Genomic DNA, 13999 nt, shown 5'->3' with positions numbered 1-13999 from the left:
GGCCGCGCCGGGGTAGCGTCGGCATGCGGCGCGCACCCACGCGCGCCGCACCACAGCCACAGCACACTCGAAGCACACCCCGAAGCACGCAGGAGCGCAACGATGAGCACCAGCACAGCCCAGATCGGCGTCACCGGGCTCGCGGTCATGGGCAGCAACCTCGCCCGCAACTTCGCCCGCAACGGTTTCACCGTGGCCGTCCACAACCGCACGGCCGCCAAGACCCGGGCCCTGGTGGAGGAGTTCGGGCACGAGGGCAGGTTCGTGGCGGCGGAGTCGGCGAAGGAGTTCGTCGACGCGCTGGAGCGCCCCCGCCGCCTCGTCATCATGGTGAAGGCCGGCGAGCCGACCGATGCCGTGATCCGCGAATTCGCCCCGCTCCTTGAGGAGGGCGACGTCATCATCGACGGCGGCAACGCCCACTTCGAGGACACCCGGCGCCGCGAGAAGGAGCTGCGCGAGCAGGGCATCCACTTCGTGGGGGTGGGCATCTCGGGCGGCGAGGAGGGCGCGCTGCTCGGCCCGAGCATCATGCCCGGAGGCTCGGAGGAGTCGTACGCCTCCCTCGGCCCGCTGCTGGAGAAGATCTCCGCGAAGGCCGCCGACGGCACGCCCTGCACCTCGCACATGGGGCCCGACGGCGCCGGACACTTCGTGAAGATGGTCCACAACGGCATCGAGTACGCCGACATGCAGCTGATCGCCGAGGCCTACCACCTGCTGCGCGAGGTGGCCGGCTACTCCCCCGCGAAGATCGCGGAGACCTTCCGCGAGTGGAACCGCGGACGCCTGGACTCGTACCTGATCGAGATCACGGCGGAGGTGCTCGCGCACACGGACGCCGCGACCGGCCGTCCGTTCGTGGACGTCGTGGCCGATGCCGCCGAGCAGAAGGGCACCGGCCGCTGGACCGTGCAGATCGCCCTGGACCTGGGCGTTCCGGTGTCGGGCATCGCGGAGGCCGTCTTCGCCCGCTCCGTTTCGGGCCACGCGGACCTGCGCGCGGCCTCGCAAGGGCTGCCGGGCCCAGTCGCCGCCCCGCTGTCCCCGGAGGCCGCGGACGCGTTCGCCGCCCAGGTGGAGCAGGCCCTGTACGCCTCGAAGATCGTCTCGTACACCCAGGGCTTCCACCAGATCCGGGCCGGCAGCGAGGAGTACGGCTGGGGCGTGGACCTGGGCGCGGTGGCTTCCCTGTGGCGCGGCGGCTGCATCATCCGGGCCGCCTTCCTGGACCGGATCCGGGCGGCGTACGACGCGCGGCCGAAGCTGCCGAGCCTGCTGGCGGACTCCGGGTTCGCGGGTGAGATCGGCGCGGCCCAGCAGGACTGGCGGGCCGTTCTGGTGGCGGCGGTGAACCACGGCATCCCGGTGCCCGCCTTCTCCGCCTCGCTGGCGTACTACGACGCGCTGCGCGCGGAGCGGCTCCCCGCCGCCCTCACGCAGGGGCAGCGCGACTTCTTCGGGGCGCACACCTACCGGCGAACCGACCGCGCGGGCTCGTTCCACACGCTCTGGAGCGGCGACCGCTCCGAGGTCCAGACGAGCTGAGGCCGCTCAGCTCCAGGGCCCGGGCTGCGGTACCGGCGCGGGCCCTGGCGGCGGAGGCACCGGGTCCGGCTCCGGGAAGGGGCTGGGCACGGGCGGCTCCGGGCGCGGGATCGGCTCGGGGTCCGGGAACGGATTCGGATCCGGGGTGGGCTCGGGCTCGGGGACCGGTGGCTGCGTCTCTTCGAGTTTTCGCACCATATGTTCCATTTTCCCGCGATGGCGCCGGAAACGCCCCTACGCCGCTCCGAACTCCCCCAGCCCCGCGGCCAGGCCCGGGGCCGGGCTGGACAGGACCGGGATCCGCGTCGTGACGAGCTCCGTGGCCCCGGTCATGGAGACCTGGGCCAGCACGATGACGTCCGCGTCGGTGACGGCGTCGACTGCCGCCGCCACCAGGTCGAGGGAGCCGGCCCGGTCCCCCGCCGCGAACCGCTCCCAGGCCCCGTCGACCAGGTGCGTGACGATCGACAGCGGCCGCTCGCCGGCCTCCTCGGCCAGCAGCTCCACGGTCGGCGCGAGGGTCGACTCCACGGTGGCCAGTACGACGATCCGCGCGCCGGTGCGCACCGCGGCGGCCGCCATCGGCCGGTCCACGCGGAGCACCGGGGCGCCGAGCGCCGGGGCCAGGGCCTCCGCGACAGCCCCGATCGTCGAGCAGGTGACCAGTACGGGCCCCGGCCCGGCCTCGGCGAGCACCTCCAGCAGAGCCGGAGCCACCGCTTCCGGCCCTTCGACGCGGGCCCGGGCCAGCAGCTCCGGAACCACCAGGTGGCGCAGGACGGCCCCCGGGTGGTTCCGGTCCCGCAGCGCGTCGAAGACCGGCACGTGCGCGGCCGAGGTGTGCAGCAGGACCAGTCCGGCGCCCGTCACCAGAGGTCGGAGTCCGCGTCGAGCTGCGCCTTGGCGGCCGCCACGACCCCGGCCGACGCCTCGGGCGCCTCATCGGGGTGTTTGGCGGCCCAGCTCGCCGCATACGGGCAGAGCGGAACCACGGGCACCCCTTCGGCGGCGGCGATCCCGTAGAAGGTCTTCACCAGCTGCCCGGCGATGCCCCGGCCCTCGTGGCCCGGCTCGACGACGGTGTGCACGGCCGCCAGGGCGTGGGGCTCCTCGGCGAGAACGAAGTAGGCGATCAGCCCGGCGACCGCCCCGTCCTCGACCGCCAGCAGCCGTCCGGCCTCCCGCTCGTCCTTGAACTCGATCGCCACGGTCCCGCTCCCCTCAGACAGCCACCGCGTGGGGGCTGCGCTCCTGATCCGTCCCCGGCACCGGGGCGGAGGGATCCGCACCCAGCTCGATGATCCGATTGTCGGCGTCGACGTGCACGACGCGCGGCTTGAGCGCCCGCGCCTCCGCGTCCTCGACCTGCGCGTAGCTGATGAGGATGACCAGGTCCCCGGGGTGCACGAGGTGCGCGGCGGCCCCGTTGATCCCGATGACCCCGGACCCGCGCTCCCCCTCGATGACGTACGTCTCCAGCCGCGCACCATTGGTGATGTCGACGATGTGTACGAGCTCTCCGGGCAGCAGGTCCGCCGCGTCGAGCAGATCGGCGTCGACGGTCACGGAGCCGACGTAGTGCAGGTCGGCCTGGGTGACGGTGGCCCGGTGGATCTTGGACTTGAACATGGTACGAAACATGAAGAAGCTCCCGAAATGTCTGCTCCCTGCCTGCTTCCCGCAGGTCAAGGGCGGTCTCCGGAGCCTACAGCGATTCACATATCTGGTCAGCTGCCCCCAGGTGTTGCAGACCTCACGCTGACCCGCTGCTGACTCCTCTGACACATCGCCAGGTGCGGTCGGGGGTCGCAGCCTTCTGTGACCCGGGCCCTGAGGCGCCGGGTACGCGGCGTCCCGAGCCACGGCCGGCGGTGGGGCGGCGGCTGGCTACAGTGACGCCCCACTCGACACAGCAGCTCTCGGAGGCCGTCCCATGTCGTCACGCACCCCGTCCGGCCCGCTCGCACGCCCCGGCGCCTCCGCTTCGGACGCCGACGCTCTCTGGAGGGTGATCAACGGGATGTACGAGGCATACATGGCCGGGGACCGGACGGCCGTCGACGCGCGGCTCGACCCGGAGGCGACGGTCTGGGATTCCGCAGCCGATCCGCTGCTCCTCGGCAGGGCGGACCTGGAGCGGCTGCGCAACGAGCGGCCGGAGCCCGGAAGCGGTCCGGTGGAGACCGGCCTCGTCGCCTACGACCCGGTCGTCGACGTGTTCGGCGATACGGCCGTCCTGCGCTACTGGCTGCGCGTCGACTTCGCCCCGGGACCGGACGGAGCCGCCACACGTCCCGAGCTGGTGCGCAACACGGCGGTGCTGCGCAGGGACGCCGACGGCGGCTGGCTCATCGTGCATCTCCATGAAGACGTCCTGCAGCCGGGCGGGGTACCCGCAGTCGACGTCTGACGCCGCCTGTGCGGCGCGCCTGACCGACCCCCTCCATCCGTGCACGCCGCACACTCGCGTCCCGGGCCGCCCTGGTTAACGTCCGTCCATTCTCCGGACAGCAGGGAGGCAGAAATGACGTACAGGGTGGCCATGGACATCGGTGGCACCTTCACGGATGTCGTCGCGTACGACGAGACGCGCGGCACGTACATCGCGGCGAAAGCCCCGACGACGCCAGGTGATCTGGCCGAGGGGGTCTTCGCCGCGCTCGGGAGGGTGGTGGACGATCCCGCCGCGATCTCGTTCTTCGTGCACGGCACCACTCAGGGGCTGAACGCGCTGCTGGAACGCAAGGGCGCCCGCGTCCTGCTCCTCATGTCCGCGGGCATGCGCGACATCTACCACATAGCGCGCGGCAACCGGGACCGCATGTTCGACCTGCACTACCGCAAACCCGTGCCCCTGGTGGAGCGGCGGGCCACCGCTGAGGCCGGCGGACGGCTCGACTGGCGCGGTGAGGAGCTGTGTCCGCTGGACGAGGACGCGGTACGGGCGACAGCACGGCGGATCCGCGCCGAGGGCTACACCGCGGTCGCGGTCTCCTTCCTGTTCAGCTACGTCAACCCCGCTCACGAGGTGCGGGCCGGCGAGATCCTCGCCGAGGAGCTGAAGGACGAGGACGTCATGATCGTCCTCTCTCACCAGGTGGCCAGTGAATGGCGTGAGTACGAGCGCACCTCGTCCGCCGTCCTGGACGCGTACACGGGGCCCGTCGTGCGCCGCTACCTCGGGCGGATCGAGGAGCGGTTCACCGAGCGTGGGCTGGGGGTGCCCGTCCAGGTGATGCAGTCGTCGGGTGGAGTGGTCAACGCCGACTTCGCGCGCCGCAACCCACTGCAGACCCTTCTGTCAGGACCGGTCGGGGGCACCATGGGAGGCGTGGCCGCGGCGGCGCTCCTCGGCCGGCCGAACGCCATCTGTGTCGACATGGGGGGTACGTCGTTCGACGTGTCGCTGGTGCTCGACGGGCGGCCCGACATCTCCAACGAGGGCTCGGCGGACGGCTTTCCGGTGCTCATGCCGCTGGTCAACCTGCACACCATCGGCGCGGGAGGCGGCTCGATCGCGTACATGGAGGCGGGCGGGCTGCGGGTGGGGCCCGAGTCGGCCGGAGCGGTTCCGGGACCGGCCTGCTACGGGCGGGGCGGCACCCGCGCCACGGTGACGGACGCCAACGCCGTACTGGGCCGGGTGGATCCGGAGTGGTTCGCGGGCGGGCACATGACGCTCGACGTCGAGGCGGCCCACCGAGCCGTCGGTGAGCTGGCCGGACAGCTGGGCATCGAACCCGTGGAGTTGGCAGGCGGGATCTGCGAGGTCGCCAACGCGAAGATGGCCCAGGCCATTCGCACGCTGACGGTCGAGCACGGCCTGGAGCCCGGGGAGTTCGCACTCCTCGCGTTCGGCGGCGCGGGACCCATGCACGCCGTGGAGATCGCTCGTGAACTGGGCGTCGAAGAGGTGGTCGTCCCCCGCTTCCCGGGCGCCTTCTCCGCCTGGGGCATGCTCGGCACCGAGGTGCGTCGCGACCTCACCCGCCAGTTCTTCACCCCGGGTGACGTCCTCGACGGCGCCGCGATGGCGCAAGCCCTCGGCGAGTTGCAGGCGCAGGCCCTGGCCGCGCTGGCCGAGCAGGGTGTGCCCGCCGGGCGCAGCCGGGTCGAGCACGCCGCCGACATGCGGTACGAAGGCCAGGACTACACCCTGACCGTTCCGCTCGACGCCGCCGAGGAACCCCTGCACGAGGACTTCCTCGCGCGCGCCGCGGCCAGGTTCGCCGCGCTGCACGAGCGCCGCTACGGGCACGCGACCCCCGATGCCCCGGTCGAGTTCGTCACGCTGCGGACGACAGGTCTCGGCTCCCTGCCCGAGACCGAGCCCACCGTGTACGGGCCGCAGGACGGCCAAGACCCCTGGGTCGGCCGCACCAAGCCCGTCGTGTTCGGCGGCCGGGCGTACGAGACGCCCGTGCTCCGCCGGGAACACCTCGCGGCGGGCGATCAGTTCGCCGGTCCCGCAGTCATCGTCGAAGCCACCTCCACCACGGTCGTCCCACCGGACGCGACCGTCGCCGTCGATCCGCACGGCTTTCTCGTCGTCAAGCTCGGAGGCAACGCGTGAACGCCCCTACCCCCGTGATCGATCCGGTCACCACCGAGATCATCCGCTGCGCCCTGCTCCAGGCCGCCGAGGACATGAACACGACCCTGATCAGGTCGGCCTACACACCCACGATCTACGAGGCCAAGGACTGCGCGGTCGCGCTCCTCGACCGGGATCACCACGTGCTGGGCCAGTCGTCCGGACTGCCGATCTTCCTCGGCAACCTGGAGGAGTGCACGCGCGCGACGGAGCGCATGTACGGCCGGGAGGTGTGGCAGGAGGGCGATGTCTGGGTGCTCAACGACTCCTACATCGGCGGCACCCACCTCAACGACGTCACCGTCTACGCGCCCATCCACGTCGGCGGCGAGCTGGTCGGCTTCGCGGCGTCCCGGGCGCACTGGATCGACATGGGGTCGAAGGACCCCGGCGGGTCCATGGACTCCACGACGATCTACCAAGAGGGCCTGCGCATGGGGCCGTTGAAGATCTACGAGCGTGGCGAGCCCTGCGTGCTGACGCAGGATCTGATCGCCCGGCAGGTCCGCTTCCCGCAGCCCACGCTCGGCGACATGCGCGCCCAGGTCGCCTGCGCGCTCACCGGCGGCCGACGCCTGGGGGAGATCGTGGAGCGCTGGGGCACGGACACCCTGCTGGCAGCGCGTGACGCGATCTTCGAGCAGACCGAGCGCCTGGAGCGCGAGCAGATCGCCGCGATCCCGGACGGCGTGTACGAGGCCACGGGGCAGCTCGACAACGACGGCATCGACCTCGGCACGCCCCTGCACGTCACCGTCCGGGTCACCGTGGACGGCGACCGCATGACCATGGACGTCACCGACTGCGCCGACCAGGCCACCGGGCCGGTCAACTGCGGCGCCGCACAGACCGTCGCCGCCTGCCGGGTCGGTTACAAGCTGCTGGTCAGCGGCGAGGTCCCGCTGAACGGCGGCTCGTTCAAGCCGCTCGACGTCCTTACCCGGCCGGGTTCGATGCTCGCCGCGGTGGAGCCGGCGGCGTGCCAGTACTACTACTCGCACCTGGGCCTCGTCATCGACCTGGTGGTCAGGGCCCTCGCACCCGCGCTGCCGGAGAAGGCGGCGGCGGCCTCGTACGGCGACTCGATGATCGTGCAGTTCACCGGGGTCGACCCGCGCACCGACAAGCTGTTCGTCTCCCAGGAGGCCACCGTCGGCGGCTGGGGCGCCTGGCAGACCGGCGACGGCGAGACGTGCCTGATCAACAACGTCAACGGCTCCCTGCGCGACATGCCGGTCGAGGTTCTGGAGACACTCTTCCCGGTGCGGGTGGAGGAGTACGCCGTCCGCGTCGACTCGGCGGGAGCGGGCCGCACCCGTGGTGGCAACGGCGTCGTACGCCAGTACCGGTTCACCGCGGACCAGGACCTGTCGCTGTGGTGGGAACGGTCGGTGACCCCGGCATGGGGCCTCTTCGGCGGCGAGGCGGGCGCCCCGCCCAGGGTCACGCTCAACCCCGGCCGGGGCGACGAGCGTTCCCTGCTGAAGACCAATGCCCTCCCGGTTCGGGAAGGCGATGTGCTGCGCTGCGAGAGCGGCGGGGGCGGCGGCTTCGGTCCGGCGTCGGAGCGCACGGTCGAAGCGGTCGCCGATGACATCCGTCAGGGGCTGCTCAGCGCGGCACGGGCAGAGGCCGACTACCTGTCAGCTCGTTGACGGTCCGCCAGAAGGATCGTCGAGCAGAACGCGGCAGGCCAAGTGCAGGGCCAGCCGCAGGCTCGGGTCCTCGGGGTCGCAGCCGAGGGCCCGCAGCCGCTCCACGCGGGCGGTGACCGTATTGCGGTGCACCCCCAGCCTGGCCGCGGCCGCCGACGGGGTGGCGACGTCGAGGACCACGGCGAGGGTGCGCAGCAGACTGCCGTCCCTGTCGGCCTCCAGCAGCGCGGCGAGCAGTGACTCGGCCGGGCCGCGCAGCACGTCACGCGGCACAGCGGCCAGGAGCTGCTCCGGGCCCGTCCGGTCGGCCCGCACGACCGTGCCGGGTCGCGTGACGCTCACGGCGGCCACCGCGTCGGCGAACACCGGCCCGAGGCCCGCGAGGTCCGTGGCCGGACCGGCCACCGCCCCGGCCAGCGGCACCAGCAGGGACGGATGGACCAGCGCGGCCCGCAACTTGTCGCCGGCACGGGCGAGGGGATCCCGCGCCGGCGGCAGGTCATCCTGCTGCTCCCAGGCCACCCAGCACCCTTCGTAGGCCACGAGCGGCCCGCCCGGGCCCGTCCGGCTCCACCAGGAGGCCAGCAGCGCGCCGCCGCGGTCCTGTTCTGCGGGCCGTACGACATACACCACGAAGGGACCGCGCACGGGCCAGCCCAGCGCCACGGCCTGCATGAGCAGCGGGTCGCGCTCTTCGGCCAGGCCCGGCTCCTGCTCCTGGGCCGAGTGCCGGCCCTGATCCTGGCCTTGCTCATGGTCCTGTGGCGTCGGCGCGGCCCCGCCCCGGTCCACGAGCTCCACAAGGAGTCCCGACGCGTGCAGGCCCAGGCGCTCCGAGGTCAGGCGCTCCCGCGCCGCCCACGCCGTCAGCGGAGCGACGGCCAGCCCCAGAACCTCTCGGACCGTCGACTCCCAGCCCGCGACGCGGGACCGGGAAGACGCGGCCAGCACGGCGAGCGGACCGCCTTCCGGGTCGGGTACCTCCACCCGCACGCGCACCGCGCCGGCAGGCGCGTCGAGCGCGGCGGACCGGCCCGCGATCACCTCGCCGGACGGAGCGACGAGCGCGACATCGGTCGACGGCAGCACTGCGTGCAGGGCCGAGACGATGCGCACCGGGCGCGGTCCGGCCGCGGTGATGCGCCGGGCCGCCGTCGCCAGCAGTGCCGTGCGGCCCGCCTCGGGCTGGGCCACGGCCGAGGCGATCCGCACGGCGGCGTCCAGGGCACTGCCCGCCACCACGAGCAACGGCACACCGAGCCGCTCGGCCAGATCCGCAGCGGATTCCGCATTGCCCGCGCCCCGAGCGACGACCACGCAGGCCGCGGCGTGCTCCCACGCTTTGCGCAGGGCCATCTCGATGGTCCACGCCGCCGACGCGGCGAGGCCGGTCAGGACGACGGCGGTGTGCGGCTGCAGCTCGTCCAGCGCGTCGAGGTGGTCGGCGATGCGTACGGCCCGCACGTCGACCGCGCGATCGGCCGGCCCGTACACGGTGACACCGGCGAGCGGCCCGTGCTGGACGAGCTCGGCGAGGGTCAGGTAGCGGTCCGCGGCAACCGGTTCCCTCACCATGGGCCACCTCCGTTCCGCTCCATCAGCGCCGGTACGCCCATCCGGGCCAAGGCCCGGCCTTCACGCGTGTGCCAGGGCGGCGCCGCCTCGATGACGACCACCTCGACCTCTGTTCCGGGGACCGCACGCTCGACGTCCACGACGCTTCCGTCCGCGGCGGACAGGATGAGGATCTGGTCGGGAGCCGCGGCCACGACGGCGCCGTCACCGAGGGCCAGGAGCACCTCGTTGTGGGCCTCCAGCCGGAACCGGCGACGCAGCCCCTCGGCCTCGGAGATCACCACACTGGTCGGCCGGGAGGGCAGTGCGGCGGCGTCCAGGAAGCCGCGGGCCGCGCCGGATCCCTCGTCGTGCACGGTGTCCGGAGCCTGCTCCACGGCGGTGATCCGGCCTCGGCACAGCCTCTTCGGCCGCCACGGTGCGAACCGCTCACGCTCGGTCGCCGAGCCCGCCGCGAGGGCACGGCTGACGGTGGACGGCACCAGGCAGCCGGCCAGGGCGGTGCCGTCCATGGGGTAGGCGGCGGCAACGGCCCAGCCGCCGACGGCCAGCACCAGAGGGCGTACCAGTTCCTCCACGCGGCTCCCCGCCGACTCGATCGTGATCACGTCCCCGTCGCAGGTGGCGAGGGCGAGCGGGGCCGGGGCCACCCCCGCGAGGGTGAAGACGGTCTGCTCCAGCAGGGGCAGGACGCGTCCGCAGCCGTCCCCGTCGACAAGTGGGAGCCGACACCGGGCGGCCGTCGCCAGGGCGATCAGGGCATTCTCGGCGGCGGTGTTGAGGGCCACGACCGCCTCCACGGGACGCCCGACGACGCGTTCAACCGCGGCGACGGCCTTGAGCGGCTCCACGCCCGTGGGGAGGTGCTCGGCGAGGGCTGCCGAGGCGCCGACCAGCGTCACGCAGACGCACAGACCGACCCCGCCGAGCCGCTCGGGCGGCAGCAGTGGCACCGGACCGTGTGCGGCGAGTTCGGCGCCCGCCCAGTCCAGGGCGACTCGGTAGGCGGATTCCTCCGTGCCTGCGGCGAGCACCCGTGCCCCCACCGCCAGCCGCCCCAGATCAGTGCTGGTCAGTATCGGCAGCGAGGGAGCCTCTGGCCGGGCGACGTTCATGCGGGCACTCCCGCTGCCGGCTGCCCCACCGCGTGCACCGTCACGCGGTGCACTCCGGCCGGCAGATAGGCGACCGGCGCGTGGCTGACGCTCTCGATGCGGGCCGAGGCGGGAGCCGCGCCCGCAGCCACCACGCGGGACAGGGCACGGTCGCATGCCGTGGCGAGCATCAGTTCGAACTCCGCACGTCCGGCCGCCGTGACGAGCCGCTCGGACGCGATGCGGCACACCGAGGTGGCGGCGAACCGGGCGGCGTCGGTCAGCCGAGCGCGTACGTCGGCTACGGCAGGCGGGGCCCCCATGTCACCCGCTCCCCCGCCGGTATGCAGGAGTACGGCACCCGCGACGCGCTCCAGCTGCCGCGCGGCGATGCGGGCGATGACGTTCGGGTCGGCCGGCAGCGTGTCACGGACACTCGGCCCCACCTCATGGATCACCGGGGACCCGAGGTGCACGGGAACGCCCAGCGGGCCTCGCCCCGGCCGCACGGAGCGCTCCGGGTCGCCGTCGTTGAGGGTGAGACAGCGGACTGAGCGGGCGCCGGCGTCGACCACGACCGCGTCGGCGACGCCCGCGCGGGCCGCGGCCCCACGGGCGGCGCAGGTCGTGGCGGGAGCGGTGGCGATCACCGGATGGCGCCGGAAGTATTCGGCGGAGATCAGACCCCCGTCGTCCCTGGCGAAGTACAAGGGCGCCGTCAGCCCGGCCGAGCGCAGCGCCCGGGTGGCCTCGACGGCCAGCTCCGTAGCCCAGCCGCCGAGTGCCGCGTTGACGACCGTGGCGTTCTCGCGTTCCCGCAGGCCCACGGAGCCGATCTCGTGCGAGAGGCTGATGGCCGCGCCCGGCACGGTGTCAGCGAGGGCGGCCGCGGCGTCCAGCTCGGGCCCTGGCTCCGCGGGCGCCCCGGCCGCGCAGACGGCGAAAGCCGAGATCTCCGCTTCCCGGGCGCGCCGTGCGAAGGCGGCGACAGCGTCTCTGTCCAGGGGCGCCGGCGGCCGTCCGGTCAGCGTGGCGCCCCCGGGGACTTGGGCGGTCAGCGCGTCAACGGCGGCCCGTGCCGACGCTGGCCAGTCGGCGAGCGGGGCGAGGGCCGGGTGACTGGTGGGCGCGATGCGCAACAGGGCGACCCGCTGCGGACGGGGGGACCGCCGGGCGAGATCGGTGACGAGGACGACCGACTCCGCCGCCGGGGCGAGGGGGCCCAGCTCCGCGAGGACGCCCCGTACCGACTCCGCCACCCCGGGCCTGCTGTCCACGACAGCCTCCGCCACGGTCCGCCCGTCGCGGTCGACGAGAACCGCCACGCAGGTGGCCCGCCCCAGGTCGATGGCAAGTCTCACGCCACCATCCTTCCACCGACGTCCAGGGCCCACCGATCCGCGCAGCGGGCCCGGGACGTCTCGCACTACTCCAGGTCCTTGCCCTCGGTCTCCGGCAGCGGCATCGCGCACAGCAGGGCCACGGCCAGGAAGGCCATGATGAACAGGATCGTCGACGAGTAGCCCGTTGCCCGGCCGAGGAGGTAGCCGACCACGGACGGGGCGAGCGAGGTGGCGCCCAGCTGCGCGGCCGTGGCCCACGCGTATCCCGTCGCTCGCAGCGACGTCGGGTAGAACTCGCCGTTCCAGGTGTTCCACACGCCCCATGCCCCCAGGCAGAAGAAGGACAGGGCGAAGTTGGCGACGTACATCTCGGTGAGGGTGTCCGCGTAGGCGAAGGCCACGCCGGAGAGGGCAGCCAGCGCGACGTACGGCAGGAAGACCTTCCTGCGTCCGAACCGGCCCGTCAGCAGCGACGCCGACACATAGCCGGGGATCATGCACACCGCACTCAGGGCGACGAAACCGAGGCTGGCGGACATGCTCAGCCCCTTGTCCTGCAGAAGGGTGGGCAGCCAGGTCTGCAGGCCCCAGTAGCCCCAGTTGAAGCTGAAGTTCACGACGAGCATCAGGAGCGTCAGGCGCAGCAGCCGACCGCGGAAGAGGTCGGTCGTCCGCCCCGAACGCCGCTGCCCGCCCGAGTCGTCACCGCCGGAGGCGAAGACCGTCCCCTCGGGCACGTCGGCTCCCAGCCGGCGCAGCACGGCGGCTGCCTCGGCATGGCGGCCGCGTTCCGCCAGCCAGTACGGGGACTCGGGCACCCAGGCGCGGATCGCGATGACCCAGACCCCGGCGAGTCCGCTCGCGAGGGCGACCACGTGCCAGCCCAGCCCGCCGAGGAGCTGCGTGGCCCCCACGGCAAGCAGCACACCGACGGGCCATCCGATGGACAGATAGACGGCGGCCCGGCCCCGCAGCCGGGACGGGAGCAGCTCCAGGAAATAGGGAAACGTGACGGTGTAGATGCCCGCGAGGGCGAGGCCCGATAGGAACCTCGTCACCATGAGCACGGTGAAGCTCGGCGAGAGCCCGCTGGCCAGGGCGAAAACGCCGTATGCGGCCAGCGACCACAGGCACACGCCGCGGCGGCCGATCCGGTCGGAGACGGGTCCCCAGACCAGACAGCCGGGGATCATCCCCAGCGCCACCGCCGACAGGGCCCAGCCGATCCGGCCCTCGCCGATACCAAAGGCGGTACCGAGGTCCCCGGAGACGTAGACCAGGGCCAGCTGTTCCCACGACTCGATGACGAACGCCATGAAGAGCGCGAACGCCGCGAGGAGGTGCGCGCGCCGGAGCGGCATGTCCTCGAACCAATGCCCGACCGGAAGCGGCTGCGCCGCCCCCGCCTGCTCCACTGCCCCTGGTCTCGCCTCGTGCACGGCACTCATCGACTGCCCTCCATGCCTCATCATCGGCCCTGTCCCTCCTGACTGAGGGGTGGCGGCACTCTAGGAAGCAGCCGGGAGGCGGCCATGTGCACCGCGCACAGGCGAGCCGCATGCGACCGGGCCGAATGCCCAGGACCGACCCGATCACGACGATCCCTGCCTTCGGGTGATCGCCGGAGCCGCGGGGCCTCCACGCGTCGTGCCCGGCGCACCGCTCGCCGCGCTCCGCTGTGCATGTGGCACAGCGGAGCAGCCCATGGCATGGGACATCGTGTGCGGCCGAAGCGGCGCTCACAGGGAAGCGGCGTGCTCATGAAGGATGGAAGGATCTCCATGACCCACTCGCACACGCGCGTCTCGGACGAGATGCAGAAGAATGCTCTCCCTCCGGTTCCGAAGAGCGGTGTGCCCTCATCCGGGGAGCCGGTCCGGCAGCGGAAGAACGACCTGTACCCGGACGTCTCCGACGAGCTGGCCGAGAGCATGAAGTCCGGCTGGGCCGACACGGAGCTCCAGGACCTGGAGCCCGTCGCGCAGGCCGCGCACACCGCCGCCCGCCGCGCCGCGCTCTCCGCGCGCTTCCCCGGCGAGCGCCTGGTGATCCCCGCGGGCAACCTGAAGACCCGCTCGAACGACACCGAGTACAGCTTCCGCGCCTCGACCGAGTACGCGTACCTCACCGGCGACCAGACCGAGAACGGCGTCCTGGTCCTGGAGCCCACCGGGGAGACCGGGCACACCG

The 13999-nt window shown here is 72.8% G+C and carries 12 protein-coding genes; 5 read left to right on the top strand and 7 right to left on the bottom strand.

The annotated features are described in order from the left end of the window. Positions 1-102: 102 nt before the first annotated feature. On the top strand, positions 103-1548 hold the full coding sequence (gene gndA, locus AB0O21_RS32225) for an NADP-dependent phosphogluconate dehydrogenase (protein WP_365176723.1): 1446 nt from the start codon (positions 103-105) through the stop codon (positions 1546-1548). Positions 1549-1782: 234 nt separating this feature from the next. Here gndA and AB0O21_RS32220 read toward each other — a convergent pair whose 3' ends face one another. From AB0O21_RS32220 to panD, 3 genes are read right to left on the bottom strand one after another with little or no spacing between them, the layout of a single operon-like run. Next, a complete protein-coding gene (locus AB0O21_RS32220) occupies positions 1783-2421 on the bottom strand; it encodes an aspartate/glutamate racemase family protein (protein WP_365176864.1) in 639 nt (212 codons plus the stop codon). Then, positions 2415-2777, bottom strand: coding sequence for a GNAT family N-acetyltransferase (locus AB0O21_RS32215; protein WP_365176861.1), 363 nt, complete (start codon positions 2775-2777; stop codon positions 2415-2417). Before AB0O21_RS32215 ends, AB0O21_RS32220 begins: the two co-directional genes overlap by 7 nt. Next, complete coding sequence (gene panD, locus AB0O21_RS32210) at positions 2770-3189, bottom strand: aspartate 1-decarboxylase (protein ID WP_112447214.1); 420 nt, start codon at positions 3187-3189, stop codon at positions 2770-2772. The genes AB0O21_RS32215 and panD overlap by 8 nt, the downstream gene beginning before the upstream one ends. A gap of 292 nt (positions 3190-3481) precedes the next feature. Between panD and AB0O21_RS32205 the strand changes: the two genes are divergently transcribed. The 3 genes from AB0O21_RS32205 (at position 3482) to AB0O21_RS32195 (ending at position 7797) form a co-directional block, all read left to right on the top strand. Further along, the gene (locus AB0O21_RS32205) at positions 3482-3958 is read left to right on the top strand and encodes a DUF4440 domain-containing protein (RefSeq protein WP_365176719.1); all 477 of its coding nucleotides are present in this window, start codon (positions 3482-3484) and stop codon (positions 3956-3958) included. Positions 3959-4072: 114 nt separating this feature from the next. Then, positions 4073-6121 (top strand): hydantoinase/oxoprolinase family protein, encoded by a 2049-nt coding sequence (locus tag AB0O21_RS32200; protein ID WP_365176716.1) that lies wholly within the window; start codon positions 4073-4075, stop codon positions 6119-6121. Then, a complete protein-coding gene (locus AB0O21_RS32195) occupies positions 6118-7797 on the top strand; it encodes a hydantoinase B/oxoprolinase family protein (RefSeq protein WP_331911617.1) in 1680 nt (559 codons plus the stop codon). The genes AB0O21_RS32200 and AB0O21_RS32195 overlap by 4 nt, the downstream gene beginning before the upstream one ends. Here the strand turns inward: AB0O21_RS32195 and AB0O21_RS32190 are convergent. The 4 genes from AB0O21_RS32190 to AB0O21_RS32175 all read right to left on the bottom strand — a co-directional run bounded on the left by AB0O21_RS32190 (position 7786) and on the right by AB0O21_RS32175 (position 13257). Beyond that, positions 7786-9372, bottom strand: coding sequence for a helix-turn-helix domain-containing protein (locus AB0O21_RS32190; protein ID WP_365176713.1), 1587 nt, complete (start codon positions 9370-9372; stop codon positions 7786-7788). The genes AB0O21_RS32195 and AB0O21_RS32190 overlap by 12 nt on opposite strands. After that, positions 9366-10487: a DUF917 domain-containing protein gene (locus AB0O21_RS32185; RefSeq protein WP_365176710.1), complete on the bottom strand. Its 1122-nt coding sequence runs from the start codon at positions 10485-10487 to the stop codon at positions 9366-9368. The genes AB0O21_RS32190 and AB0O21_RS32185 overlap by 7 nt, the downstream gene beginning before the upstream one ends. Beyond that, positions 10484-11827, bottom strand: a complete 1344-nt coding sequence (locus AB0O21_RS32180) for a hydantoinase/oxoprolinase family protein (RefSeq protein WP_365176707.1) — start codon at positions 11825-11827, stop codon at positions 10484-10486. The genes AB0O21_RS32185 and AB0O21_RS32180 overlap by 4 nt, the downstream gene beginning before the upstream one ends. Before the next feature lie 65 nt (positions 11828-11892). After that, positions 11893-13257, bottom strand: a complete 1365-nt coding sequence (locus tag AB0O21_RS32175) for an MFS transporter (RefSeq protein WP_234439532.1) — start codon at positions 13255-13257, stop codon at positions 11893-11895. 366 nt (positions 13258-13623) lie between these two features. On the opposite strand from AB0O21_RS32175, the gene AB0O21_RS32170 reads away from it, so the two are divergent. Beyond that, on the top strand, positions 13624-13999 hold a 376-nt coding region (locus AB0O21_RS32170; protein WP_365176858.1), incomplete at its 3' end, for an aminopeptidase P N-terminal domain-containing protein.

Origin of the sequence: Streptomyces sp. NPDC091371, from assembly GCF_040684275.1 — a bacterium.
In the GTDB taxonomy this organism is placed as follows: Bacteria; Actinomycetota; Actinomycetes; order Streptomycetales; family Streptomycetaceae; genus Streptomyces.
This window is presented reverse-complemented; position numbering and strand designations above follow the sequence as displayed.

What these genes read in the sequence shown, in the direction of transcription:
- AB0O21_RS32200 (WP_365176716.1), top strand. Translation starts at nt 4,073, where the DNA reads ATGACGTACAGGGTGGCCATGGACATCGGTGGCACCTTCACGGATGTC.
- AB0O21_RS32205 (WP_365176719.1), top strand. Translation starts at nt 3,482, where the DNA reads ATGTCGTCACGCACCCCGTCCGGCCCGCTCGCACGCCCCGGCGCCTCC.
- AB0O21_RS32190 (WP_365176713.1), bottom strand. Translation starts at nt 9,372, where the DNA reads ATGGTGAGGGAACCGGTTGCCGCGGACCGCTACCTGACCCTCGCCGAG.
- AB0O21_RS32185 (WP_365176710.1), bottom strand. Translation starts at nt 10,487, where the DNA reads ATGAACGTCGCCCGGCCAGAGGCTCCCTCGCTGCCGATACTGACCAGC.
- gndA (WP_365176723.1), top strand. Translation starts at nt 103, where the DNA reads ATGAGCACCAGCACAGCCCAGATCGGCGTCACCGGGCTCGCGGTCATG.
- panD (WP_112447214.1), bottom strand. Translation starts at nt 3,189, where the DNA reads ATGTTTCGTACCATGTTCAAGTCCAAGATCCACCGGGCCACCGTCACC.
- AB0O21_RS32175 (WP_234439532.1), bottom strand. Translation starts at nt 13,257, where the DNA reads ATGAGTGCCGTGCACGAGGCGAGACCAGGGGCAGTGGAGCAGGCGGGG.